The organism is Chelativorans alearensis, from assembly GCF_010993735.1.
Lineage (GTDB): Bacteria > Pseudomonadota > Alphaproteobacteria > Rhizobiales > Rhizobiaceae > Chelativorans > Chelativorans alearense.
In genome coordinates this window covers 114,762-137,069 of sequence record NZ_WQNI01000006.1, presented here as the reverse complement: position 1 = coordinate 137,069, position 22,308 = coordinate 114,762, and the positions used below count along the sequence as shown (strand labels likewise).

The 22,308-nt window shown below is 66.6% G+C and carries 19 protein-coding genes; 10 read left to right on the top strand and 9 right to left on the bottom strand.

From position 1 onward, the window contains the following. Nucleotides 1–220: 220 nt before the first annotated feature. Together GPJ75_RS11075 and GPJ75_RS11070 are read right to left on the bottom strand one after the other, a co-directional pair. The gene (locus tag GPJ75_RS11075) at nucleotides 221–433 is read right to left on the bottom strand and encodes a hypothetical protein (protein ID WP_163268058.1); all 213 of its coding nucleotides are present in this window, start codon (nucleotides 431–433) and stop codon (nucleotides 221–223) included. Nucleotides 434–579: 146 nt separating this feature from the next. Continuing rightward, nucleotides 580–1,101 (bottom strand): winged helix DNA-binding protein, encoded by a 522-nt coding sequence (locus GPJ75_RS11070; protein ID WP_163268056.1) that lies wholly within the window; start codon nucleotides 1,099–1,101, stop codon nucleotides 580–582. Nucleotides 1,102–1,232: 131 nt separating this feature from the next. On the opposite strand from GPJ75_RS11070, the gene GPJ75_RS11065 reads away from it, so the two are divergent. Then, nucleotides 1,233–4,883, top strand: coding sequence for a hydantoinase B/oxoprolinase family protein (locus GPJ75_RS11065; protein WP_163268054.1), 3,651 nt, complete (start codon nucleotides 1,233–1,235; stop codon nucleotides 4,881–4,883). A gap of 50 nt (nucleotides 4,884–4,933) precedes the next feature. Here the strand turns inward: GPJ75_RS11065 and GPJ75_RS11060 are convergent, their stop codons facing one another. Together GPJ75_RS11060 and GPJ75_RS11055 are read right to left on the bottom strand one after the other, a co-directional pair. Next, entirely contained in the window at nucleotides 4,934–5,332 is a 399-nt protein-coding gene (locus GPJ75_RS11060; protein WP_163268052.1) for a type II toxin-antitoxin system HicB family antitoxin, read from the bottom strand. Nucleotides 5,333–5,361: 29 nt separating this feature from the next. Further along, nucleotides 5,362–5,571 carry a type II toxin-antitoxin system HicA family toxin gene (locus GPJ75_RS11055; protein WP_163268050.1) on the bottom strand — a complete coding sequence of 70 codons (210 nt, stop codon included), beginning with the start codon at nucleotides 5,569–5,571 and terminating at the stop codon, nucleotides 5,362–5,364. 192 nt (nucleotides 5,572–5,763) lie between these two features. Here GPJ75_RS11055 and GPJ75_RS11050 point away from each other — a divergent pair, with 192 nt between their 5' ends. Beyond that, nucleotides 5,764–7,008 (top strand): BtaA family protein, encoded by a 1,245-nt coding sequence (locus GPJ75_RS11050; RefSeq protein ID WP_163268048.1) that lies wholly within the window; start codon nucleotides 5,764–5,766, stop codon nucleotides 7,006–7,008. After that, nucleotides 7,008–7,676 carry a class I SAM-dependent methyltransferase gene (locus GPJ75_RS11045; RefSeq protein WP_163268046.1) on the top strand — a complete coding sequence of 223 codons (669 nt, stop codon included), beginning with the start codon at nucleotides 7,008–7,010 and terminating at the stop codon, nucleotides 7,674–7,676. Before GPJ75_RS11050 ends, GPJ75_RS11045 begins: the two co-directional genes overlap by 1 nt. Nucleotides 7,677–7,703: 27 nt before the next feature. Here the strand turns inward: GPJ75_RS11045 and GPJ75_RS11040 are convergent, their stop codons facing one another. Beyond that, complete coding sequence (locus tag GPJ75_RS11040; RefSeq protein WP_163268044.1) at nucleotides 7,704–9,104, bottom strand: serine hydrolase domain-containing protein; 1,401 nt, start codon at nucleotides 9,102–9,104, stop codon at nucleotides 7,704–7,706. A 62-nt stretch (nucleotides 9,105–9,166) separates the two neighbouring features. On the opposite strand from GPJ75_RS11040, the gene GPJ75_RS11035 reads away from it, so the two are divergent. From GPJ75_RS11035 to GPJ75_RS11025, 3 genes are all read left to right on the top strand, one after another. Further along, complete coding sequence (locus GPJ75_RS11035; protein WP_163268042.1) at nucleotides 9,167–9,973, top strand: glycoside hydrolase family 25 protein; 807 nt, start codon at nucleotides 9,167–9,169, stop codon at nucleotides 9,971–9,973. Nucleotides 9,974–10,006: 33 nt separating this feature from the next. Beyond that, nucleotides 10,007–11,185, top strand: a complete 1,179-nt coding sequence (locus GPJ75_RS11030) for a lytic murein transglycosylase (RefSeq protein ID WP_163268040.1) — start codon at nucleotides 10,007–10,009, stop codon at nucleotides 11,183–11,185. A 170-nt stretch (nucleotides 11,186–11,355) separates the two neighbouring features. Beyond that, nucleotides 11,356–12,276, top strand: a complete 921-nt coding sequence (locus tag GPJ75_RS11025) for a DMT family transporter (RefSeq protein WP_163268038.1) — start codon at nucleotides 11,356–11,358, stop codon at nucleotides 12,274–12,276. A gap of 497 nt (nucleotides 12,277–12,773) precedes the next feature. Here GPJ75_RS11025 and metF read toward each other — a convergent pair whose 3' ends face one another. Both metF and GPJ75_RS11015 read right to left on the bottom strand, forming a co-directional pair. After that, nucleotides 12,774–13,694, bottom strand: coding sequence for a methylenetetrahydrofolate reductase [NAD(P)H] (gene metF, locus GPJ75_RS11020; RefSeq protein ID WP_163268036.1), 921 nt, complete (start codon nucleotides 13,692–13,694; stop codon nucleotides 12,774–12,776). Further along, nucleotides 13,694–14,713, bottom strand: coding sequence for an ArsR/SmtB family transcription factor (locus GPJ75_RS11015; protein ID WP_163268034.1), 1,020 nt, complete (start codon nucleotides 14,711–14,713; stop codon nucleotides 13,694–13,696). The genes metF and GPJ75_RS11015 overlap by 1 nt, the downstream gene beginning before the upstream one ends. Before the next feature lie 173 nt (nucleotides 14,714–14,886). On the opposite strand from GPJ75_RS11015, the gene GPJ75_RS11010 reads away from it, so the two are divergent. After that, a complete protein-coding gene (locus GPJ75_RS11010; RefSeq protein WP_163268032.1) occupies nucleotides 14,887–15,204 on the top strand; it encodes a DUF2293 domain-containing protein in 318 nt (105 codons plus the stop codon). A 22-nt stretch (nucleotides 15,205–15,226) separates the two neighbouring features. Here the strand turns inward: GPJ75_RS11010 and GPJ75_RS11005 are convergent, their stop codons facing one another. Continuing rightward, complete coding sequence (locus GPJ75_RS11005) at nucleotides 15,227–16,366, bottom strand: beta-ketoacyl-ACP synthase III (protein ID WP_163268279.1); 1,140 nt, start codon at nucleotides 16,364–16,366, stop codon at nucleotides 15,227–15,229. A gap of 218 nt (nucleotides 16,367–16,584) precedes the next feature. Further along, complete coding sequence (gene ettA / locus GPJ75_RS11000; RefSeq protein ID WP_163268030.1) at nucleotides 16,585–18,234, bottom strand: energy-dependent translational throttle protein EttA; 1,650 nt, start codon at nucleotides 18,232–18,234, stop codon at nucleotides 16,585–16,587. A 132-nt stretch (nucleotides 18,235–18,366) separates the two neighbouring features. On the opposite strand from ettA, the gene GPJ75_RS10995 reads away from it, so the two are divergent. The 3 genes from GPJ75_RS10995 to GPJ75_RS10985 all read left to right on the top strand — a co-directional run bounded on the left by GPJ75_RS10995 (nucleotide 18,367) and on the right by GPJ75_RS10985 (nucleotide 22,247). Beyond that, nucleotides 18,367–19,302, top strand: a complete 936-nt coding sequence (locus GPJ75_RS10995; RefSeq protein ID WP_163268028.1) for an alpha/beta fold hydrolase — start codon at nucleotides 18,367–18,369, stop codon at nucleotides 19,300–19,302. 123 nt (nucleotides 19,303–19,425) lie between these two features. Further along, on the top strand, nucleotides 19,426–20,601 hold the full coding sequence (locus GPJ75_RS10990) for a CaiB/BaiF CoA transferase family protein (protein ID WP_163268026.1): 1,176 nt from the start codon (nucleotides 19,426–19,428) through the stop codon (nucleotides 20,599–20,601). Continuing rightward, the gene (locus GPJ75_RS10985) at nucleotides 20,598–22,247 is read left to right on the top strand and encodes a thiamine pyrophosphate-binding protein (RefSeq protein WP_163268024.1); all 1,650 of its coding nucleotides are present in this window, start codon (nucleotides 20,598–20,600) and stop codon (nucleotides 22,245–22,247) included. The genes GPJ75_RS10990 and GPJ75_RS10985 overlap by 4 nt, the downstream gene beginning before the upstream one ends. Nucleotides 22,248–22,308 lie beyond the last annotated feature (61 nt).

Here is a 22,308-nt window from a genome sequence, read left to right as displayed (position 1 = left end):
TAAAGCGATTTGCCGTCGAATTCGAGGCTGGATTTTCGCTATGCCCGGCCGTGACGGGAACGCCCGTCTCCAACCGCCCGCGCGCGCAAAAAAGAAAGGCCGGTTACCCGGCCTTTCTCATGGACGAAGCCCAACGGAAACCCTTCTCCCCTGGCGACCTTAAGACAAACGCCGTGGGAGGAAGATTTCGGTGCGGACCTCGAACTGTTAGGGGAAGCGTTTACTGCTGTGTGTCTCCGCCCGCCTCGCCTGTATCGGGCGTAAGGCCCTGTGTCGTTGTGTCGTCCGTTCCCTGCGCGGGCTCTTCCGCCGGCGCCGTCTGCTCGGCATCGCCGGTGTCGCCAGCCGGCGCAGCCGTATCACCGCCCTCGCCGCATGCCGCAAGCCCCACAAGGGCCGCCGCGGACAAGAGCCCGATGAAAACCTTGTTCATTTCACGTCTCCTTTTCAGGCAAGCCTGATGGCGGGCACAAAACCCGCCTCGGGCAGCCGGGGCAGAAATGCGCGCCGTCGTTCCGGAGTTTCCTCACATTTCGTGAAGAGCGGTTACGGTTGGATGATCAGCCGCGGCGCCGCCTCTCACAAAATGGTGGCGCTGCGGGCTGCCTGATCGTACTGGCCGGAGATGCTGCGCATGGTGGCGGCGATGCCCGACAGCGCCTTTTCATCCAGGTTGAGCCGCTTCATGCTGTCCACCAGCAGCGCCTCGCGCACCTCGTGATAGCGCCGGCAGGCTTCGACACCCTTTTCCGTCGCCTTGACCGTCTTCTCCTTGCCGCGCCGGCTGCTCTTTACGAGGTCGAGCGCCGCCAGCTTGTTGATGGCGTAGGTGACGACGTGGGTGTCCTCGATGTTGAACATCATGCACAGTTCCGACAGCGTCTTCTCGCGCCCGCGGTGGGCGACGGCGTGCAAGAGGTGCACGGCCACCGGCTGCAGCCCCGACACACCGGCCGCCGCCATGCAGCGCACCATCCATCGCTGGAAGGAGTGGTGCATGAGGGTCATGGCGAACTCGATCTCCGACAGCGCCGGCATCGCGCCGGCCGCCAGATGCGCCGCCGCAACCACGGGCCCCACCTTTTCCCCGGCATCGCTCATCGTCACCTCGTATCCCTTCTCGTCACGGCCGGCAGAGTGGCATACATGCATAATTTGTCAATAAATTATTGACGTTTTGCCTGTGACGTGATTTTTGCCGAGGTAGTGGCCGATGCAAAAGGAGCGAGCGCATGACTTCCGGCAGGTGGGATTTCTGGATCGACCGTGGCGGCACCTTCACCGACGTCATCGGCCGCGACCCCGAAGGCACGCTTCATGCGCGCAAGCTGCTGTCGGAAAACCCCGAAGCCTATCGCGACGCCGGCATTCAAGGTATCCGCGACCTGTTGGGCGCGAAGGCCGGCGAGCCCATGCCTTCGCACCTGATCGGCGAGGTGAAGATGGGCACCACGGTCGCCACCAACGCGCTTCTGGAGCGCAAGGGCGACCGCGTTCTCCTGCTCATCACCAAAGGTTTTCGCGACGCCCTGAAGATCGCCTACCAGGCCCGCCCCGACATCTTCGCCAAGGAGATCGTGCTGCCCGAGCAACTCTACGAGCGCGTGGTCGAGGTGCCGGAGCGCGTGCGCGTCGACGGCACGGTGGAGACGGCGCTCGATCTTGCAGCGGTGCGCACCGAGATGGAGGCGGCGAGAAAGGACGGCATCGACGCCGTGGCGGTCGTTTTCATGCACGCATGGAAATACCCGGAACACGAGAAGGAGGCCGCCGAACTTGCCCGCGCCCTCGGCTTCTCGCAGATCTCTGCGAGCCACGAGACGTCGCCCCTGATAAAGCTCGTCGGCCGCGGCGACACGGCGGTGGTGGATGCGTATCTTTCGCCGATCCTCGCCCGTTATGTGCGGCTGGTGGCGGCGGAGCTTGGGATCCAATCGCATGATATGCCGGCGCCCGCCGCGCCCCCCTTCCCCCGCCTCAAGTTCATGATGTCGTCCGGCGGGCTCACCGCCGCCGACATGTTCCAGGGCAAGGATGCCATCCTCTCCGGCCCCGCCGGCGGCGTGGTGGGCATGGTGGAGACGGCGCGCATCGCCGGTTTCGAGAAGGTGATCGGCTTCGACATGGGCGGCACCTCGACTGATGTCGCCCATTACGAAGGCGAATACGAGCGCGCCTTCGACACGGAGGTGGCCGGCGTGCGCATCCGCGCGCCGATGATGCGCATCCACACGGTGGCGGCCGGCGGCGGCTCCGTGCTGCATTACGAGGACGGCCGCCTGAAGGTCGGTCCCGATTCGGCCGGTGCCAACCCTGGCCCCGCCTGCTACCGCCGCGGCGGCCCGCTCGCAGTCACCGACGCAAACCTCATGCTGGGCAAGCTGCAGCCGGATTTCTTCCCGGCGATCTTCGGCCCCGGCCAGGACCAGCCGCTCGACGCCGACACGGTGCGCGAGCGCTTCACGGCCCTGGCGGAACAGGTCGGCGACGGTCGTGGCCCGGAGGTCGTGGCCGAGGGCTTCGTCACCATCGCCGTCGAGAACATGGCCAACGCCATCAAGAAGATCTCCGTCCAGCGCGGCTATGACGTCACCCGCTACCTGCTCAACTGCTTCGGCGGCGCCGGCGGCCAGCATGCCTGCCTGGTAGCCGACGCGCTGGGCATGGAATCCGTCCTCATCCACCCCCTCTCCGGCCTTCTCTCGGCCTACGGCATCGGCCTTGCCACCGTCTCGGCCTCGCGCCAGAAGGCGCTGATCAAGCCGCTCGCTGAGGCCGCCCTTCCCGAGATCGAGGCGCTGATCGCCGAATTGCGCAAGGAGGTCGGGAAGGAACTCGCAGACCAGGGCATCGCGGCCGCGACCGCCGAATGGCGCCTGCGCCTCGAGGTCCGCTACGACGGCACCGACACCACGCTCTCCGTCCCCTTCGACGAGCGCTCCATCGACGCCGCCAAGACCGCCTTCGAGAGCGCCCACAAGGCGCAGTTCGGCTTCGTCTACGACGACAAGCCGATGGTCGTCGAGGCGGTCAATGTCGAGGGCGTGGACGCCCGCGCGGCGGGGCCGGAAGAGCCGGCCCTTGCCGTCAACGACGACGCGCCGGAACCGCATGTCACCCGCCGCATCTTCTGCGACGGTAAATGGCGCGAAGCCGGCGTCTTCCGCCGCGCCGACCTTTCCCCCGGCAACCGGATCAGTGGCCCGGCGCTTGTCATCGAGGACAACCAGACGATTGTCGTCGAGCCCGGCTGGCAGGCCGGGATCACGGCGCGCAATCACGTGCTCATGCGCCGCGTCGAGAAGAAGCCGCGCCAGGCCGCGCTTGGCACTGCGGCCGATCCGGTCATGCTGGAGGTCTTCAACAACCTCTTCATGTCGATCGCCGAGCAGATGGGCGTGACGCTCCAGAACACCGCCTATTCGGTGAACATCAAGGAACGGCTCGACTTCTCCTGCGCCGTCTTCGACCGCAACGGCGCGCTGGTCGCCAACGCCCCGCACATGCCGGTGCATCTGGGCTCCATGGACCGCTCGGTGGAGACGATAATCCGCCTCAACGAAGGCGACATCCGCCCCGGCGACGTCTTCGCGCTCAACGCTCCCTATAACGGCGGCACGCACCTGCCCGACATCACCGTCGTGACGCCGGTGTTCGATGAGACGGGCGAAAAGATCCTGTTCTACACCGCCTCGCGCGGCCACCATGCGGACGTCGGCGGCACGGCGCCCGGCTCCATGACGCCGCTCGCCACGAACGTGGACGAGGAAGGCGTGCTGTTCGACAATTTCCGCCTCGTCGAAGGCGGCCGCTTCCGCGAGAAGGAGCTGCACGGCCTCCTCACCGACCATCCCTACCCCGCCCGCAACCCGCATCAGAACATCGCCGACCTGAAAGCACAGATCGCCGCTAACGAGAAAGGCGTGGCGGAACTGAAAAAGATGGTGGCGGATTTCGGCCTCGACGTGGTGGAGGCCTATATGGGCCACGTCCAGGACAATGCCGCCGAAAGCGTGCGCCGTGTGCTGGAACGCCTGCCCGACGTCTCCGAATACGAGTACCCGACCGATACCGGCCAGGCGATCAAGGTGAAGATCACGGTGGACCGGGAGAAGCGCGAGGCGACGGTGGACTTCACCGGCACCTCGCCTGTGATGAAGAACAACTTCAACGCGCCGGAGCCCGTCGCCCGCGCCGCCGTGCTTTATGCCTTCCGCGTCATGGTGGAAGGCTCCATCCCGATGAACGCCGGCTGCCTGCGGCCGATCAGGATCGTCATCCCGGAAGGGTGCATGCTGCGCCCCGCCTACCCGGCCGCCGTGGTGGCCGGCAACGTGGAGACCTCGCAGCACGTCACCAACGCGCTGTTCGCCGCCATGGGAGCGCTTGCCAACGCGCAAGGGACGATGAACAACCTGACCTTCGGCAACGAGACCTACCAGTATTACGAGACCATCTGCTCCGGCTCGCCCGCCGGCCGCATGAACGACGGCCGCGGCTTTAACGGCACCAGCGGCGTCCACACCCACATGACCAACTCCCGCCTCACCGACCCGGAGATCCTGGAGCTGCGCTTCCCCGTGCTTCTCGAGGATTTCCACATCCGCGGGGGCTCCGGCGGCACGGGCAAGTGGAACGCCGGCAACGGCACGCGGCGCACCCTGCGTTTCCTGGAAACCATGGAATGCGCCATCCTCTCCTCCCACCGCACGGTGCCGCCGCGCGGCGTCGACGGCGGCGGCGACGGCCAGCTCGGCAAGACGGAGGTGCGCCGCAAGGACGGCCGCATCGAGCGGCTGAAGGGCTGCGACCAGACCGTGGTGGAGGCCGGAGAAGCGGTGATCGTGACGACGCCGACTGCGGGGGGATTCGGGCGGGGGTGAACGCCCGTTACCCGGTCAGCCTCCTCGAGCGATCCGTTGGGGCTCGGCGCCTACCGGCCAAGCCGCCGACGCGCCGCCTCCGCCAGAAAGCCCGAGCGGCTGGAGCCTTGCGCGCCCGCCGCGCGGTCGATGGCGGCCAGGAGATGCTCATCGAGTGTGATGTTGACGCGCACGGCCTTGCCTGGAAGCTCCACCGGCACAGCCACCAGAACGGCGCCTGCGGTATCCTCCGCCAGCTCCGGGTCTGCCTTGATCTGGGCCGGCGTGCGTAAGAGGGGAAGGCTTTCCTCGTCCTCGACCATTCCCTCGATATGGAAGGTGAGAGCCTGCGCACCGCGGGCCATCGCCTCATCGAGCGTGGCGCCGGTCGAAACGCAGCCCGGAAAATCCGGAAAGGAAATGCCGAAGACGCCGTCCTCTTCATGGATCAGTGCGATCGCATAAGACATGATAGCCTTTCCTTCCATCCAAGACCGGATCACCACTCCCATCCGGCCTGCCTGTAGATCGAGCGCAAGGTGCCGGTTGGAATCTCCCGACTGCCCTGGTCAATGGTTACCCGCCCTTTTCTCTCCGTGTGCTTATACTGCACATGATCGCCCGGCCCGTAGCGCACAATGCGCCAGCCCTCTGCCCGCAGTCTCCTCTCCACATCCCTTCGCTTGCTGCCGTGCTGCTTGCGGCCCATGCGCACCCCTCCCTATGTATAAATACACACCAAGAACAGCGCGTTCAAGGTGGGAATGTGTAGTTATGCGTATAGCGGTGTGCCACCGATGATGGGTGTTGCCTCGGTCGTGCACACGGCATCGCAAATCCGTCACGCCCCTGTCACGCACCTCCGTTAGCCCCTTGGACAGTGTCCAAGGGGGATTCTCCCATGACTGACCTTTCAGCCGATATCGGCCTCTCCTCCCGCCGTCGCATCGGCAGCGCCGTTTATCAGAACGCCGCCTTGACGAAGGCGGGCCTTTCGGAGCGCGTCTTCGCCCTGCTCTTTTCCGGTCTCGTCTACCCGCAGATCTGGGAAGACCCGGAGGTCGACATGGAGGCAATGGCGCTTGCCGAGGGCCACCGCGTCGTCACCATCGCCTCGGGCGGCTGCAACATGCTGGCCTATCTGACGCGCGCGCCTGCCCGCATCGACGTGGTCGACCTCAACGCCGCCCACGTGGCCCTCAACCGGCTGAAGCTTGCCGCCTTCGCCGCGCTCCCCGCCTACGGCGACCTCCTGCGGTTCTTCGGCCGGCCGGGCGAGACGGCCAACGAAGAAGCATACGACCGCTTCATCGCACTGAGGCTGGACGCGACGAGCCGCCGCTACTGGGAGGCGCGCGACCTTTTGGGCCGGCGCCGCATCGGCGCCTTCGACCGCGATTTCTACCGCACCGGCCTGCTCGGCTTTTTCATCGCCACGGGCCACCGCCTCGCCCGCCTGCACGGCGTCGACCCTTCCGAGATCATGCGCGCGAAAAGCATCCGCGAGCAGCGCCGCTTCTTCGAGGAGCGGCTGAGGCCCCTGTTCGACAAGCCGCTGGTGCGCTGGGCCACCTCGCGCAAGGCCTCGCTCTTCGGCCTCGGCATCCCGCCGGCACAATATGACGCGCTTCTGGGCGCCAGTGGCTCCATGGCCGAGGTGCTTTCCGCGCGGCTGGAAAAACTCGCCTGCCATTTCCCGCTGAAGGACAACTACTTCGCCTGGGCCGCCTTTGCCCGCCGCTATCCGAAGGAGGGCGAAGCAACGCTTCCCGCCTATCTCCAGCGCGCCAATTTCGAGACCATCCGCGCCAATGCCGGCCGCGTCGCCGTCCACCACGCCAATTTCATAGAGTTGCTCGCCATAAAGCCCGCGGCGAGCGTCGACCGTTTCGTGCTGCTGGACGCCCAGGACTGGATGAGCGACCGGCAGCTGAACGCGCTGTGGAGCGAGATCACCCGCACCGCCGCCCCCGGCGCCCGCGTCATCTTCCGCACCGCCGCGCAGCCGACGCTCCTGCCCGGCCGCCTCCCGCAGGCGCTGCTCGACCAGTGGCATTACGAATTCGCCCGCTCGCGCGATTATTCCGCGCGCGACCGCTCGGCCATCTATGGCGGGTTCCACCTCTACGTGAAGAAGGACGCCTGATGGCCGTCGCCGACAGCCCCGCCCATGCGCGGCTGATGGACGGGGTCTACCGCCGTCAGCGCCACATCTACGACCTCACCCGCAAGTTCTACCTGCTTGGCCGCGACGGCCTCATCGCCGGCCTTGCCGTGCCGCCGGGCGGCAGTGCGCTCGAACTCGGCTGCGGCACCGGGCGCAACCTGGCGCTCGCCGCCGAACGCTATCCCGACGCCCGGCTCTTCGGCCTCGACATCTCCCGCGTCATGCTGGAGACCGCCGAAAAGCGCATGCGCCGCGAAAAGATCGCCGGCAAGGTGCGGCTCGCCGAGGCCGACGCCTCCGCCTTCGATGCCGAAAAGCTCTTCGGCCGCCGTCACTTCGACCGTGTCTTCCTCTCCTACGCGCTCTCGATGATCCCCCCTTGGGAACGCACCGTCGCCGCCGCGCTGGACTGCGTCGCCCCCGGCGGCTCGCTGCATATCGTCGATTTCGGCCGCCAGGAGAAGCTTCCCGGCTGGTTCCGCACCGGCCTCACCCGCTGGCTCGCCGCCTTCCACGTGGCGCCGCGCGATTCACTGCGCGAGGTGCTTGAATCGGAATGCGAGAGGCGCGGCGCAAGCCTTTCGTTCGACTCGCGTTTTTGCGGGTATGCAGTGCATGCGGTGGTGCGGGTGCCGGGCGAGGATTGAGGGAGGTTGGCGCGCGCCGACCTCCAGCTAGTCCCTCCCATCCAACGCCTTCACCACCGCCTCCACCAGCGTCTGCGGCTTATAGCCCAGCACGTTCGGCGTCAGGCCCATGCGCACCACCACCAGGCGGCGCGAGGGGATGATGGTGATGGTCTGCCCGTCATGGCCGATCATCCAATAGGCGTCCTCCGGCAGATCGAAACCCTCGTCCTGATGCTGGTCCCGCGGCGTCGTCACGCGCGGGCCCTGCATCCACACACCGCGGCCGTATTCGCCGTCGGAGGCCCGTGTCGGCGTGCGCATCCATTCCACCCAGCCTTCCGGCAGGACGCGCCGCCCCTCCCATACGCCGTCCTGCAGGAGAAGCTGGCCGAAGCGCGCCCAGTCGCGTGGCGAGGCATAGAGATACGAGGAGCCGGTAAAGGTGCCGCGCGCATCGGTCTCGAAGACCGCCGTCTCCATGCCCACGGGATCGAACAGCGCCCGCCGTGGCCATGCGAGCGCTTCCTCCTCGTCGGCGAATGCGTTCTGCCAGACGCGCGACAGGATGACGCTTGTCCCGCTGGAATAGGAAAAGTGCTCGCCGGGCCGGTAGAGCAGAGGCATGTCGGCGGCGAAACCCGCCATGTCCGGCTCCAGGTAGAGCATGCGCGTGACGTCGCTGACCCCGCCGTAGTCCTCGTTGAAGGCAAGACCGCTTTCGAGGCCGAGGAGATGGGCGACCGTGATCTCGGAACGCTGGTCGCCGGCCCATTCGGGAAGAAGACCGTCCTCTTCCACCGACAGCCTGCCCGCCCCCACCAGCGTGCCGGCGATGGCTGCGTTGACGGTCTTGGTCATGGACCAGCCGAGAAGCCGCCGTTCGGGGCCGGCATCGCCCGCGCCGAAACGCTCGCCGACGACGCGGCCGTCGCTGACCACCACCGCGGCACGCAGTCCGGGACCGACGATCGCCGGATCCTCGAGAAGGGCGGCGATCTCGGGATAGCCGGCGGTATCCACCTGCTCCCCTTCCGGCCACAACGCCGCGTCGTCATGGGAGGCCGCCGCCGGCGCCTCAATTGCCGCGCCGCGCGCCGCCGCAACGTCGCCGTCCGGCACGGCGGCGCAGCCCGTGCCGCCGCGGGAGACGGCAAGCCCCTCGCCGAAGACACCGAAGAGCCCCGTCCGCACGCCCCCCTCTTCCGTGTCCACCCGCACCCGCATCAGCCTCAGGAGCGGATGGCCCGGCGCCTGCACGTCCTCGGCCAGAACGCTTTCGGCCTCGCGGCCGGCCAGGAAGACGTTGGAGCAGACGATCTTGGCGGTATAGCTCGCGCCGACGCGGATCAGCTCCGGCGGCGCCAGCCATAGCCATAGCGCCAGCGCCGGAACCGCAACGACGAGAAGGCCCGCGAGCCATTTGACGATGGAAAGAACGATCCGCATGGCTTATCCCCGGAAGAACAAACGCACGATAGCGATTCGCCGCCGGGGAGGCTCCCGCAAAAATGCGCCTGTTGACGGTTTTGCTGCTGCTCATGTCGGTGACGGCCTGTTCGCGGGTGAGCTACGATTTCGCGGACCTTGCGCCCTCGCCTTCAGCCCCGGCACCAGCACTCACCGGCGGTGGGCTGCGCTTTGCCGACAACGATCCCCATGAATGGGAGAAGCGCCCGCCCTGGACCTATCCGGTCCACGGCACCGACGTCTCAAAATACCAGGGCGAGGTCGACTGGCGCCGCCTGGCGCGGGGCGGCATCTCCTTCGCCTTTGTCAAGGCAACGGAAGGCGGTGACCGCTTCGACGAGACCTTCAACGCGAACTGGCAGGGCGCCAGGGACGCCGGCATCGCCCGCGGCGCCTATCATTTCTACTATTTCTGCCGCCCGGCGATCGAGCAGGCACGCTGGTTCATCCGCCACGTGCCGCGCGATGCGGCAGCCCTGCCGCCGGTGCTGGATATGGAGTGGAACCACCTCTCCCCCTCGTGCAAGCTGCGCCCGCCCGCGGAAGTGGTGCGCAAGGAAATGCAGATTTTCCTCGACGCGGTGGAGCGGCACTACGGCAAGCGCCCCATAATCTACACATCCGTCGATTTCTTTGACAAAAACGGCCTCTCGCACTTCAAGGGCTATCCTTTCTGGCTGCGCTCGGTGGCCGGTCATCCGGATGACAAATATGGCAATCACCCTTGGGTTTTCTGGCAATATACGGGAACGGGCGTCTTGCCCGGCATCGAGGGAAATGCCGACATCAATGTTTTCCACGGCAGCGCCAATGCCTGGCGCGAATGGCTGAAGGCCTATACCAGCTGACGGTGCCCGTGGTCATTATGGAGGGAGATAGGCATGTATTTGCGAAGCCCCTTGTTCGCGGCCGTGGCCGCCCTTTCAATACCGACGACGGCCCTTGCCCAAGAATGCGGCGGTGATTTCGCCGCCTGGCGCGCCGGCGTCGAGGCGGAGGCTGCAAGCCAGGGCGTCGGCGCTGCCGGGCTTTCAGCGCTCGGCCGCACCTCCTTCGACCAGCGGGTGATCGACAGCGACCGGGCGCAAGGCGTCTTCACGCAGACCTTCCGCGAGTTCGCCAGCCGCATGATCAACGACTACCGCCTCACCCACGGTCGGCGGAACCTGGAAAAATACGCCGACACCTTCGCCCGCGCCGAGCGCGAGTTCGGCGTTCCAGGGCCGGTCATCGCCTCCTTCTGGGCGCTGGAGACGGATTTCGGCGCCGTGCAGGGCGACTTCTCCACCCTCAACGCACTCGCCTCGCTGGCCCACGACTGCCGGCGGCCGGAGATCTTCCGTCCCGAGCTGATCGCCCTCCTGAAGCTCATCGATGAGGGCGCGGTGACGGCCGAGGTCACCGGTGCCTGGGCCGGCGAGATCGGGCAGTTGCAGATGCTGCCGAGCGACTACCTTGAAAAGGGCGTGGACGGTGACGGCGACGGCCGCGTCGATCTCAAGGGCAGCGCGCCCGACGCCATCCTGACGGCCGCGCACGCCATCGGCGCGCTCGGCTGGAGGCCTGGCGAGCCGTGGCTCGACGAGGTGCGCGTGCCGGGCGATCTTCCGTGGGGAGAGGCCGGGCTGACGAACAAGCTGCCGCGCGGCCAGTGGGCTGGGTTCGGCATCACCCGCCGCGACGGCAGCCCGTTGCCGGCCGACGCCCTTCCCGCCCGCCTCATCCTGCCCATGGGCCATAAAGGCCCCGCCTTCCTGGCCTACGACAATTTCGACATCTACCTCGAATGGAACCAGTCGCTGGTCTACACGCTGACCGCCGCGCACCTGGCCGCCCGCTTCGACGGCGCACCCGCTTTCGACCCGCGCAGCCCGGAGCCCGGCCTGGCGCCGGAGGTCATCAAGCAGCTCCAGCAGAAACTCGCCGACCGGGGCTATAACGTCGGCGGCATCGACGGCATTCTGGGCTTCAACACCCGAGAGGCGGTGCGCCAGGAGCAGCTGCGCCTGGGCCTGCCGGCGGACGGCTGGCCCACGGCGACGCTTTTCTCGAACTTGTAGCCGGCGCCTCTTCGCGCGCCCAACGCAACTCGCTTTAGCCGTGCATTCGCCCCACGCCTCGCCGCCGCCTCGGGCCACGGCGGCGATCGCCGTTGTGCCAGCGGCGAAAACGGGTGGTGGCGGATGGTACCGGTGTTAAGGATGCCCTTCCTTTCACGAGGGAGAACGCCATGACCACCGGGACCAGCGCCGCGACCGCCCGCCCGATGTCGCTGCAGGACTGGACGCTGCTGATCCTGCTCGGCGCTATCTGGGGCGGATCCTTCTTCTTTGCCCGCATAGCGGTGGCCGAGATCGCGCCGCTGGCGCTCGTCATGTTCCGCGTGTCGATCGCCGCCCTCGTGCTGCAGCTCTGGCTTGCCCTGCGAGGCCCGAGCTTCCGCCTCGCCTTTCCCATGGCCGGCAGCTTCTTCGTCATGGCCACGCTCAACAACATTATCCCCTTCTCCCTCATCTTCCTCGGCCAGACGGAACTCGGGGCGGGGCTTGCCTCCGTGCTCAACGCCACCACGCCGTTCTGGACGGCGATCCTCGCCAACATGCTGACGCAGGACGAGAAGCTCTCCTTGAACAAGCTTGCCGGCATTGGCTTCGGCATCGCCGGCACGGCGGTGATGATCGGTCCCGGCCTCGTTGCCGGCCTCGGCGGGCCGATCTGGGCCAAGTTCGCCCTCGTCGGCGCGGCCGTCTCCTACGGCTTCGCCTTCATCTTCGCCCGCCGCTTCCGCGCCATCCCGCCGCCCGTGGTGGCGACGGGCCAGCTGACCGCCTCGACCGTTGTCATGGTCCCCCTGGTGATGCTGGTGCACGGGCCGGAGGGCCTGTTCTCGGCGAGCGCGCATGTCTGGGCGGCGGTCGTCGCGCTCGCCGTGCTCGCCACCTCCTTCGCCTACATCCTCTATTTCCGCATCATCGCGTCCGCCGGCGCCACCAACGCATCGCTCGTCACCCTCATCGTGCCGGTCAGCGCCATCCTGCTCGGCGCCCTGTTTCTAAGCGAAAGGCTGGAGACGTTCGAGATCGCCGGCATGGTTTTGATCGGGCTGGGGCTGATCACCATAGACGGCCGCCTTCTCAGACCGCGTGTGTGAAGTTGTTAACACAACGTGAAGGGGAGCGTTTGCGCAGGAAATTCAAGCGGCAATGCAAGGTCGCGAGAAGCGTTTTTCACAAAGCTGCTGCAGCGCAGCATAGAAAGCTCTTGGCAATGCCGTGTGGAAAACCGTAGAATCCGGCTTCAGTCTGCAGAGGAGGCATTCGCTTATGGGACTGACACGGCCACTAAACGCGCTCGTGATATGTGCAGCTTTCGCATTCATCGGCGCAGTCATCATGGGGGTCCTTCCGTAAGCAGCACAATAAGAAAAGACGGGAAGAAGCTGAAACAGTTCAGGAAAGGCCGGGGCGACCCGGCCTTTTCTGTTGCGCGCTACGCCTCGGCCCGAAAATCGGAATCGATTTTCGGGCCGAGGTGTAGGTTCAAAGACTTAGAGCATGATCCCGAAACGTGGATACCGGTTTTCGGATAAGATCATGCTAAAATAAAGAGATGGATCGTGATGCCGATTCCACGAAAAGGCATCACGATCTAGGCGGCCGCCGGCTGCACGCCGATCCTCTCCGCCGCCGGCCGTATGCCGATCATGTGGCAGATGGCGAAGGCGAGATCGGCGCGGTTCATCGTGTAGAAGTGGAAATCCTCCACGCCGCGCTCGACGAGGTCGAGCACCTGTTCCGCCGCGACCGCGGCTGCCACGAGCTGGTGCGTGGCCGGATCGTCCTCCAGCCCCTGGAAGCGCTCGGCCAGCCACGCCGGCACATGCGCCCCGCACTGCCCGGCAAAGCGCGTCATCTGCGTGAAGTTGTGCACCGGCAGGATGCCCGGCACGATGGGGATGTAGATGCCGGCGCGGCGCGCCCGCTCGACATAGCGCTCGTAGACGTCGTTGTCGAAGAAGAACTGGGTGATGGCCCGCGTGGCGCCGTTGTCCACCTTGCGCTTCAGCATCTCGATGTCGGTGGCGAAATCCGGGCTTTCGGGGTGCTTTTCCGGATAGGCGGAGACGGAGATGTCGAGATCGCCGTGGCGCGAAAGCGCCCCCACCAGCTCCGCCCCGTTGGTGTAGCCGTTCGGATGCGGCCGGTAGTTGGCACCCACGCCTTCGGCCGGATCGCCTCGCAGCGCCACGAAGCGCTTCACGCCCATCCCGGCGAACTCGCGGATGACGGCATCGACCGCATCGCGGTCCGCGTCGACGCAGGTCAGGTGCGCGGCCGGCGTCAGCGCCGTCTCCTCAAGGATGCGCCGCACGGTGCGCGCCGTGCGCTCGCGCGTCGTGCCGCCGGCACCGTAGGTGACGGAGACGAAGTCGGGATCGAGCGGCGCCAGCCGCCTCACGGTCTCCCATAGCCGGCGCTCCATCTCGTCCGTCTTGGGCGGAAAGAACTCGAACGAGACGCGGATTTTCTCGCCCTTGTCCGTGCGGCGGGAAAAGCGGTACCGGGACATCACGCAATCTCCTCGCGCGCCTTGGTTTCTGTTTCGCTGCCGGCGATCAGGATGCGTCGGTCGCGCGCCAGCCACAGCTTCACCGTCAGTCCGTCCGTTGCCTCGCCCCGGGGCGCGAATGCACGCGTCTCCTCAAGGTCGAGTTCGGCCTCGCCCAGCCATTCGGCGATCTGCCGGTCGGTGAAGCCGAGACGCAGATGCGCATGCTCCTCGCGCAGGAATTCGTGCCCGTGCGGCGCGAAGTCGACGATCAGCAGCCGCCCGCCGGGGCGCAAGAGGCGCGCCGCCTCGCGAATCGCCAGCGCCGGGTCCTCCAGGTAATGCAGAACCTGGTGGATGGTGACGAGATCGTGCGCGTTGCGCTCCACCGGCGGCGCATAGATGTCGCCGAGGCGCACCTGTGCCTGGCCCACGCCGGCGCGCTCCAGATTGGCGCGCGCCACGGCCAGCATCTCGCGCGACAGGTCGATGCCGACGCCGCGCCGGTAAAGCGGTGCGAACAACTCCAGAAGGCGCCCCGTGCCGGTGCCGAGATCGACCATCGACTGGAAAGAGCGCTCCCCCACCAGCGCCTTCAGCCCCGCCTCGACGGCGGCATCCGGCACGTGCAGGGAGCGGATCTGGTCCCAACTCGCCGCGTTCTTGGCGAAATACTCCGCCGCCCGCTCTTGCCGGCGCCGCTTGATGGCTTCGAGCCGCTCCAGATCGCGGTCGGTCACCGGGTCGGTGCGGTCGATGCGGGCCACCACGCCGTCGACGAACTCGCGCGCCGCATCCGCCTCCGACAGGCGGAAGAAGGCCCACGAGCCCTCCTGGTAGCGGGCGATGAGATCGGCATCGAGCAAGAGCTTCAGGTGGCGCGAGACGCGCGGCTGCGACTGGTTGAGGATTTCGGTCAGATCGGAAACGGTCAGGTCCGCATGCGACAGGAGAACGAGAATGCGCAGCCGGCTCGGCTCGGCCGCCGCCTTCAGGATATCCACCATCGCGTCCAGCCGTATCGTCGGTCGTGTCAGCATGCGCCTCTCCAACAAAGATATAAAGATATGTTTATATGGATTACGTCGGATTGGCAAGCCCCGCGCGCTTGTGAAACCCTTCGCGGCACGTCAAAGAGCAGATGCGTTTCAATAGGGCTTGGCCGACGGGAAAGCAGAATGCACGAATCGTTCGGCAGCAAGGAGAGAGCGCAATGAAGGTCTCGACCGCCCGCCAGCGCGCGGTGAACAAGGCGCTCACGGCGCTCCTGCCCCAGGCGCCTTATTCCGACACGGAGAAGATCCGCGCCCTGGCGGGCGACCGCAAGCTGCGCGGCCTGCCGCCCTCAATCGCCGTATGGCTGGCAACGGTCGCCCATGTGCGCCACGAGCACAGCGACTACGACGATCTTCTGGCCGAGGGCTACGACCGCGACGCGGCGCGCTTTTTCGTGGTTGACCGGATCAACGACGTGCTGACGGGCTGGCGGGCGACACGGCTACTCGATGCGGAGGAGGATGACGAGGTTTAAGGAGGGGGCCTCCCGAGCCTGCTCACATCATCCTGAGAAGCGCACCGCCGATGGAGTAGCCCGCCCCGAAGGCGCACAGGAGGCCGAAGTCGCCGGCGTGCATGTCCTCGTGGTTTTCCTTGAGCGCCACGATGGCGCCGGCGGCGGCCGTGTTGCCGAGGCGTTCGAGCACGGTCGGCGCCCGGTCCTGGCCCACTTCCTTGCCGAAGGCGAGCTTGAGGATCATGGCGTTCATGCGGGCGTTGGCCTGGTGCAGCCAGAAGCGGCGGATGGTGCGCGGGGTGTGGCCGTGCTCGGCCAGGAAGTCGACGATGAACTGATGACCGGCCACCGTCACGTCCTTGAAGACCTTGTTGCCCACCTGCTTGATCATGTTGCCTTCCATCTCGAGCACGGAAGGGTTGTCCTGCGAGAGGCGGGCAAGGAAGCCGAAATTGGTGCGGATGTTGTTGGAGAACTGGGTCCAGCTGCGCGTGTCGACGATCTCGAAGCGGCCCGGCCGCTCCTCCCCCTCCTCCATGCCCTCGACGAGCACGGCGACGGATGCGTCGCCGAAGATGAAGTGGGTCTGCCGGTCGCGGAAGTTCAGGAGCCCGGTGATCAGCTCCGGCGTGATCACCAGCACCCGCTTGTGCGCGCCGGTGCGCACAAGGTTTGTCGCCACATGCAGCCCGGCCAGCGCCGAGGAGCAGCCGAGCCCCATGTCGAAGGCCGCGCCTTGCGTCCCCAGCGCCTGCTGGATCTCGATGCCGACCGCCGGATAGGGCCGCTGGTGGTGCGCGGCCGAGCAGATGACGAGGTCGACGTCGCCTGGCGCGACCTTTGCATGGGCGAGCGCCTTTTGGGCCGCCTTGAGGCCGAACTCGGCCATCACCGACAATTCGTCGTCGCCGCGCGCGGGGATGTGCGGCGCCATGCGGTTCGGATCGAGGATGCCTTCGCGCTCGTAGACGTGGCGGCGGCGGATGCCCGAGGCCTGGACGATGAAATCGGCGTCCGAACGCGGCAACGGCTCCTCGCCGCGTATCGCCCGCTTGGCGTTCTCCGCCTCCACCCAAGTATTGTAGGTATCGACCAGCTCTTCGTTGGAAATGGAGGCCGGAGGGATTTCGACGCCGATGCCGCCGATCGCCACGCGGCTGAACGTCCTGCGCGCAGTCATCACCGCGAAATCCGTCGCCTCGCGCTCGCTCGTCCGCCGTAGCATGGTTCGGCCTGCCTTCTTGCGTTGTATCTTCACGCGCGGAGCCGACGAGGCGGCAGTCCCCGCTTCCTCCCGGGGCAATCGATACTATGAAAGAATAACTAAGGGAATGCGAATGCGGCGTTATTCTGACCGCAGGACGCCGAAGCGGGCGGGCGACGCCCGCCCCGCTGCGCCTACCGCGTCAGCGGCTTATACGTCACCCTTCTCGGATTGACGCTTTCCGGCCCCAGACGGCGCACCTTGTCGGCCTCATAGTCCTCGAAGTTGCCCTCGAACCATTCCACGTGGCTGTCGCCCTCGAAGGCGAGGATGTGCGTTGCCAGGCGGTCGAGGAACATGCGGTCGTGCGAGATGATGACGGCGCAGCCGGCGAAATTTTCCAGCGCGTCCTCCAGCGCCGCCAGCGTCTCGGTGTCGAGGTCGTTGGTCGGCTCGTCGAGCAGGATGACGTTGCCGCCCTCCTTCAGGAGCTTGGCCATGTGCACGCGGTTTCTCTGGCCGCCGGAGAGCGTGCCCACCTTCTGCTGCTGGTCGCCGCCCTTGAAGTTGAACGAGGAACAGTAGGCTCTGCTGTTCACCTCGTGCCTGCCGAGCTTGATGATGTCGTTGCCGCCGGAAATCTCCTCCCACACGGTCTTTTCGGGATTGAGCGTGTCGCGGCTCTGGTCGACATAGCCGAGCTTGACCGTGTCGCCGATGCGGATTTCGCCGCCGTCCGGCCCCTCCTGCCCCGTCAGCATGCGGAACAGCGTCGTCTTGCCGGCGCCGTTGGGGCCGATCACGCCGACGATGCCGCCGGGCGGCAGCTTGAAGGACAGATCGTCGATCAGAAGGTGATCGCCATAGCCCTTGGAAAGCCCCTCGGCCTCGATCACCTGATTGCCCAGCCGTTCGCCGGCCGGAATGATGATCTGCGCGTCGCCCGGCCGCCGCTCGGAGGCCGACTGCACCAGTTCGTCATATGCCCTGATGCGCGCCTTGGACTTGGCCTGCCGCGCCTTGGGGCTGGCGGCGATCCACTCGCGCTCGCGCGACAGCGCCTTGAGGCGGGTGGCCTCCTCGCGGCCCTCCTGCGCCATGCGCTTGGCCTTGGCCTCAAGATAGGCCGTGTAGTTGCCCTCGTAGGGAATGCCGCGCCCGCGGTCCAGCTCGAGGATCCAGCCCGTCACGTTGTCGAGGAAGTAGCGGTCGTGGGTGATGATGAGGACGGCGCCGGGATATTCGCGCAGGTGCTTTTCGAGCCACGCCGTCGTCTCGGCGTCCAGATGGTTGGTCGGCTCGTCGAGGAGTAAGAGGTCCGGCTGGCGCAGGAGGAGCTGGCACAGCGCCACGCGCCGCTTCTCGCCGCCCGACAGGTTGTCGACCGAGGCATCGCCCGGCGGGCACCGCAAGGCCTCCATGGCCATCTCCACCTGGGAATCGAGGTCCCACAGGTTCTGGCTGTCGATCTGGTCCTGGAGCTTTCCCGCCTCCTCCGCCGTCTCGTCGGAGTAGTTCATCATCAGTTCGTTGTAGCGGTCGAGGATGGCCTTCTTGGCCGAAACCCCCTCCATGACGTTGCCCATCACGTCGAGCGCCGGGTCGAGCTGCGGCTCCTGCGGCAGGTATCCGCACGTCGCCCCCTCGGCCAGCCACGCTTCGCCGGTGAACTCCGTGTCGAGGCCGGCCATGATCTTGAGCACGGTCGACTTGCCCGCGCCGTTGGGGCCCAGAATGCCGATCTTGGCGTCGGGATAGAAGGAAAGGTGGATGTTTTCGAGAACCTTCTTGGCTCCGTAGGCCTTGCTGAGGCCGGCCATGTGGTAGATGAATTGGCGTGCCATGAGGGCCGTCGCGCTCCGTTAAGGTGTGGGTGGGGAAAGATGAATTCGCCCGCGTATTTAGGCGAAACGCGGCCGCGGGGCAATGCGGGAAACGCGGCGAAGGGTGCCAGGAGAGTGGGCAAGGGGATGGGGATGCAGTTCGACGCCGCGACGACCCTTAAGACACCGACGGGTGCCACCCTCCGCCTCTACGTCCAGCGCCCTGAGGGCGAGCCGCGGGGTATCGTCCAGATCAACCACGGCCTTGCCGAGCACGCCGCCCGTTACGCCCGCTTCGCCGCCTTCCTTGCCGCCCGCGGCTTCGCAGCTTACGCGCACGACCACCGGGGCCATGGCCGCACGAAGGCGCCGGGGGCACCGCTCGGTTCCTTCGGGCAGGAGCCAGCGGCGGACAAGGTGCTTGCCGACGTGTTGGCGGTTAACGAGCGCATCGCCGCCGATTATCCCGGCCTGCCCGTCATCCTCTTCGGCCATTCCATGGGCGCCATGATCGCGCTCACCTTCCTCATGCGCCATCCCGACCGCATAGCAGCCGCCGCGCTGTGGAACATGCCGCTCGCCAGCCGGCCGGAGGCGCGCGCGGCAAAGCTCCTGCTCGCCTGGGAGCGCTTTCGGCTTGGCTCCGACGTGCCCTCGCGCCTCATGCCGCGCCTCACTTTCCGCGCCTGGGCGAAGGCCCTTCCCGATGCCCGCAGGCCCTTCGACTGGCTGTCACGGGACTCAGGAGAAGTGGAAAAATACATCGCCGACCCGCTCTGCGGCTGGGACGCCACGGTGGGCATGTGGCGCGGGGTCTTCGGCCTTAACCTGATGGCCACCGACGACCGGGCGCTCGCTTCAATTCCCAAATCCTTTCCGATTCAACTCGTCGGCGGCGCCGCCGACCCCGCCACCGCCGGCGGCATTGCGTTGAAGAAGCTCGAACGGCGCTTCCGGCGAGCCGGCTTTTCGAATCTGGAAACAAGCATTTATCCCGAAACCCGGCACGAATCTCTCAACGAGTTGAACCGGGAGCGCATCATGGAGGATTTCGCGCGCTGGGTGGGTCGGGCTATTGCTCCAGCTTAGCAGTTGTCATTTACCGCCAGCGCCCTACGTCCGCCGCAGATCGCCGCTCGGGCTCCGACACGCCTTTCGGGGCGTGGCAAGTTCTGCTAGGCACCGGGCCTCGTCACAGGAGCATCCCCTTTCATGGCTGAACCCCCGCTCAAAGGCATCCGCGTCGTCGAACTGGCGCGCATCCTTGCCGGCCCCTGGGCCGGGCAACAGCTCGCCGACCTTGGCGCCGACGTCATCAAGGTGGAAAACCCGAACGGCGGCGACGATACGCGCCGCTGGGGCCCGCCCTTCGTGACGGGCAGGGACGGCGAGAACCTTTCGGCCGCCTACTACCACGCCACCAACCGGGGAAAGCGCTCCATCGCGCTCGATTTCGCGGAAGCGGACGACCGCGCCACGCTCCTGAAGCTCATCGCCTCGGCGGATGTGCTGATCGAGAACTTCAAGCTCGGCGGCCTGAAGAAATACGGCCTCGACTACGAGAGCCTGAAGGCGCTCAACCCGCGCCTCGTCTACTGCTCCATCACCGGCTTCGGCCAGGATGGGCCCTATGCCCCGCGCGCAGGCTACGACTTCATCATCCAGGGCATGTCGGGGCTGATGTCGATCACCGGCCCCGCCGACGGCGAACCGCAGAAGGTGGGCGTTGCCGTCTCCGACATCTTCACGGGCCTCTACGCCGTCATCGCCATCCAGGCCGCACTCCGCCACGCGGAGCGGACGGGTGAAGGCCAGTTCATCGACATGGCGCTCTTCGACACGCAAATCTCCGTGCTCGCCAACCAGAACCTGAACTACCTGGTCTCCGGCAACGCACCGACCCGCATGGGCAACGCCCATCCGAATATCTGCCCCTACGAGGTGTTCGAGGTGGCGGACGGCCATTTCGTCCTTGCGGTCGGCAACGACGCGCAGTTCGCCCGCTTCTGCGCGGTCATCGGCGCGGAAGATCTGGCCGGCGATACGGATTTTTCGACCAACGCGGCGCGCGTCGCCAACCGCGAACGCCTGCGCGGCGAAATCGCACCGAAGCTGAAGACCTTCACCCGCAACGCGCTGCTCGAAAAGCTTGACGCGGCCCATGTGCCGGCAAGCCCGATCAACACCATCGAGGAGATGTTCGCCGACCCGCAGACCGTCGCCCGCGGCATGCGCATCGAATTGGACGACGGCCACGGCAATGCCCTGCCCTCGGTGCGCGCGCCCATGCGCCTGTCGGGAACGCCGCTCGCCTATGACCGGCCTTCCCCGCGGCTGGGCGAGCACAGCCAAGAAATCCTGCGCGAACTGGAAGAGAGGAAGCCATGAAGACGGGCGGCCAGCTTATCGTCGAGGCACTTGAGGCGAACGGCGTCGACCGGCTCTATTGCGTGCCAGGAGAAAGCTATCTCGCCGTGCTCGACGCGCTCCACGATTCCGATATCCGCACCATCGTCTGCCGCCAGGAAGGCGGCGCGGCCATGATGGCCGACTGCCATGGCCGGCTCACCGGCCGTCCCGGCATCTCATTCGTCACCCGCGGCCCCGGCGCCACCAACGCGTCGGCCGGCGTCCACATCGCCATGCAGGACTCGGTACCGATGATCCTCTTCATCGGCCAGGTGGCGCGCGGCATAAAGGAGCGCGAGGCCTTCCAGGAGGTGGATTACAAGGCCTTCTACGGCTCGATGGCCAAATGGGTGGTCGAGATCGATGATGCCGCCCGCATCCCCGAGCTTGTCACCCGCGCCTTCGCGGTCGCCACCTCCGGCCGCCCCGGCCCGGTGGTCGTCTCGCTGCCCGAGGACATGCTGACCGACGCGGTGGAGGCGCCCGCCGCCCTGCCCCACATGCCGGTGGAGACACGGCCGGGCGATGAGGAGATGGAAAAGCTCGCCGCCCTTCTGGGCGAAGCCAAACGCCCCTTCGTCATCCTCGGCGGCACGCGCTGGGATGAGGCCTCCGTCGCCTCGTTCAAAGGTTCGGCCGAGCGCTGGGCGCTCCCCGTCGGCTGCTCCTTCCGCCGGCAGATGCTGTTCGACCACCTGCACCCCTCATATGCCGGCGACATCGGCATAGGCCCCAACCCGGCGCTTGCGGACGCCATCAGGAACGCCGACCTCGTCCTCCTCCTCGGCGGGCGCCTCGGCGAAATGCCCTCCTCAGACTACACGCTTCTGAAAAGCCCCTACCCCGATCAGCCGCTCGTCCACGTCCACCCGGATGCCGGCGAGCTTGGCCGCGTCTATCGCCCGACGCTTGCCATCAACGCCACGCCGTCGGCCTTCGCCGCCGCCTTCGCCGCGTTGTCCCCCGCGACCCCACCCGCCTGGCGGGCCGAGACAGAGCGCCTGCACGCCGCCTATCTGGCATGGTCCACCCCGCCTAAGACCGGCCCCGGCCCGGTGAAGATGGGCCCCATCATGGCCTGGCTGGAAGAGAACCTTCCCGACGACACCATCCTGACGAACGGCGCCGGCAACTACGCCACCTGGCTGCACCGCTTCCACCGCTTCCGCCGCTTCGCCACCCAAGGCGCTCCCACCTCCGGCTCCATGGGCTACGGCACGCCGGCGGCGGTGGCCGCGAAGGACCTCTTTCCGGAGCGCGAGGTCATCGCCTTTGCCGGCGACGGTTGCTTCCTCATGAACGGCCAGGAATTCGCCACCGCCGTGCAATACGGCCTGCCCATCATCGTCGTCGTCGTCAACAACGGCACCTATGGCACCATCCGCATGCACCAGGAGCGCCACTACCCCGGCCGCGTCTCCGCCACGGACCTTAAGAACCCCGATTTCGCGGCGCTGGCCCGCGCCTATGGCGGGCACGGGGAGACGGTGGAGAGAACGGAGGAGTTCGCGGGCACCTTCGAGCGCGCACGGGCGAGCGGCAAGCCGGCGATCATCGAGGTGAAGCTGGACGCCGAGGCGATCACGCCGACGAAGACGCTAACGGAGATTAGAGAGGGGCGGTAGACCAACTCCAGGAAAAGTGGGAACCGGCTCTCCGTCCGCAATTGCGACAAAGCAAGGAGAG